The 2,430-nt window shown below is 43.1% G+C and carries 3 protein-coding genes; all 3 read left to right on the top strand.

Features of this window, described 5'->3' with window-relative positions:
• The coding region (locus F8S12_RS35080; RefSeq protein WP_196520878.1) for a hypothetical protein at nucleotides 1-448 on the top strand (448 nt) is incomplete at its 5' end.
• Nucleotides 449-914: 466 nt separating this feature from the next.
• Nucleotides 915-1,988: a hypothetical protein gene (locus F8S12_RS35075; RefSeq protein WP_196520875.1), complete on the top strand. Its 1,074-nt coding sequence runs from the start codon at nucleotides 915-917 to the stop codon at nucleotides 1,986-1,988.
• A gap of 122 nt (nucleotides 1,989-2,110) precedes the next feature.
• The coding region (locus F8S12_RS35070; RefSeq protein WP_196520873.1) for a DUF1257 domain-containing protein at nucleotides 2,111-2,430 on the top strand (320 nt) is incomplete at its 3' end.

Here is a 2,430-nt window from a genome sequence, read left to right as displayed (position 1 = left end):
TGAAGCTGGCAGTTGCAAAATCTACTGCAATCGCCACAATGGTTCGCTGTGGTACATTATGGCGAACGGTGAACCAAGTGCTGTTGCTCAAAGTGCCTTAACTGGATATCTCAAAGAGTTACGCTTTGAAAAGTGTGAGCGGCGGGGTAAAGAAGTTCACAAACTGCTTGCTACAATCCAGGCTGACAGACTCTATATCTTGGAGTCAGGACATGATACACACTTTTCCAAAGGTTTGTTAACCGCAGTTTCTTTATTGACACCACAGCAACTTTATTCTCCCCTGACAATTCAACCACAGGCAGGAACAGACGAGAGTGTGTTGTTCTGTCGGGTGTGGGTAGGGTCTGAATTGGTGATTGCTAGTTATAACGAGCAGACCAATTGGCGAGAGGTCAGTAAACAGGCTAAAGCTTGTGTCAAGGCGGCGTCAGAAATGGTGTTTTAATTAGCTGTAAATAGGGCTTGGGTAACTGCGAGAAATTGCTCAAGTCTTATCTACAGCTAACTGTGCTGTGAAAAAAAAACCAGACTTTTCATCATCTCATCATCATGAATAAAAAAATCGTACTGCAAAACCAAAAAACTGGTGAAGTTATACAGACACAACGAGATGAGTCTTGCGTCTGGGTGTCTTTGGTCAATGAAAAATGGATGACTGAATGCGAGCTTCAACGTAATGGGTGGTTTGAAAAAAGTTAGCAACAATCAGCATCTTTATCTGTGAAAATTTTGCTGATTTAACCAATTAATCAAAGTAAAAGTAACGAAAATGCAACCAACAATTACTCTTCCACGAGGCTACAGACATCCAAGCGTCCTTTTTTGACTTTTGTTAACAGGTGTAGCTGATTAACTGCAACATAATGAATCAGCTACGCTGAATTTCGCTGAAAATTAATAGGTATTAAATCATGGTACAGGCAATCGCTCACACCGAAACGGAAACTTTTCTCCAAAATGCTACAGTTGAACATCTGAACTTCTCGAAACTGAATAAAACCCGCATCAGATTTCGTATTCAGTTAAAGAAAAGTACAAAATCCGCCGCTCCTAAATGGGCAGATGTGCTAAAAGCTGAAGTTTCTGAAATTGAATCAGACCTCGTTAAAGTTACTAATTCCGAAGTTGGTTTGCGTGGCATTAAGGTATTCAAGAAGTTGGATGAAGCTGCTGCCCAATTGAGGCAAGAGATTGCTTCGGTTCAAGAGTGGATGAGTAGTGATACTGGTGATTGGGTCTGTCCGATTGATTTGGCTCCACTCGTTTGGAGCCAACTGCTTAATATTAGGGATAATATTGCCCCTGGACTGCGTAATCAATTAAAAGCTGATTACGAAGCGGGACTTCTTGATTATCAAGAGCGAATTGACCAGTTCCTCTCACTCCATACTTGGGAATTATCGCAGGATAAGCAAGAATCAGTCAAAGCTAACTTGCTAAGAGCATTTCCGACTCTGACCGACCTCGAAGACTATTTGCAAGTCGTTATTGGTCGCCCGGTGATTATCCCTGCCCTCTCTGAACAACTCGACCAGAAACAAGCCGAATGCTTAGACCAAATCACACGATTCATCCAACAGTATGACCAAAATCTGGAGCAAAGGCTACGGGAATCTGCTCAAGCTGGCGGTGAACAACTGGCGGCGCAACTCCTTGAAGAATTGAGCGACTGGGAGCCAGGACGCAAGCCAATCCAGTTTAAAAAGAAAATGGAAAAACACTTGATGAAAGTGCGGGTGTTACTGGCAAATGCCTCACCTGAAGCTGGCAGCAGTTTACAGCAGATGATGGAGCATTTGGATTCGATTGTCACCGACCCAGCGATTGAGTCGAAGAATCTTGGTAGTGATGGGCGTAGTCATTTGCAACAAAAGATGGATGATATTCGCGCCAAACTGCTTGATGAACAACGCAACTTGCTTGCACTTGCGACTGGTGACGTGGGACTGTCGAAAGCTACGGTGATGTCGTTTAAGTTTAGGTAAAAAATAGTCTTGAGCGAATGCACACTTGCCCAAGACTTTAAATCACTAATACTTTTGGTTGAAAGTGCGTTGTCATCATCTCAGGATTGACGGCGCACAAGACTATTTCTGAAGGATAAACTATGTCACACTTTTCTCAAATTGCAGTCAAGTTTAAAGACCAATCGTGTTTAGTTGAAGCTCTCCAAAGACTGGGTTTTTATCCCCAAATTCATCATAAACCAGTGAATTTGTACGGATATCAAGGGGACAAGCGAGAGCAAGTAGCTCACATTGTTGTCCCTCGCAATCAAATTAGTTACGACAGCAACGACCTGGGATTTTACTGGAACGGGTTTGAATACGAATGTCTCATTTCGGAGTTTGACCAACGGTGGGGACAAGCGGCACGGGACAAAGGACTAGGATCACAGTTCGTACCAAAGTTGCAAGAGCAGTACAT

It is taken from the genome of Nostoc sp. WHI (assembly GCF_015714725.1).
Classification (GTDB): Bacteria; Cyanobacteriota; Cyanobacteriia; order Cyanobacteriales; family Nostocaceae; genus Nostoc.
The sequence above is the reverse complement of the archived record's forward strand: the minus strand, read 5'-3'. Positions and strand labels throughout refer to the sequence as shown.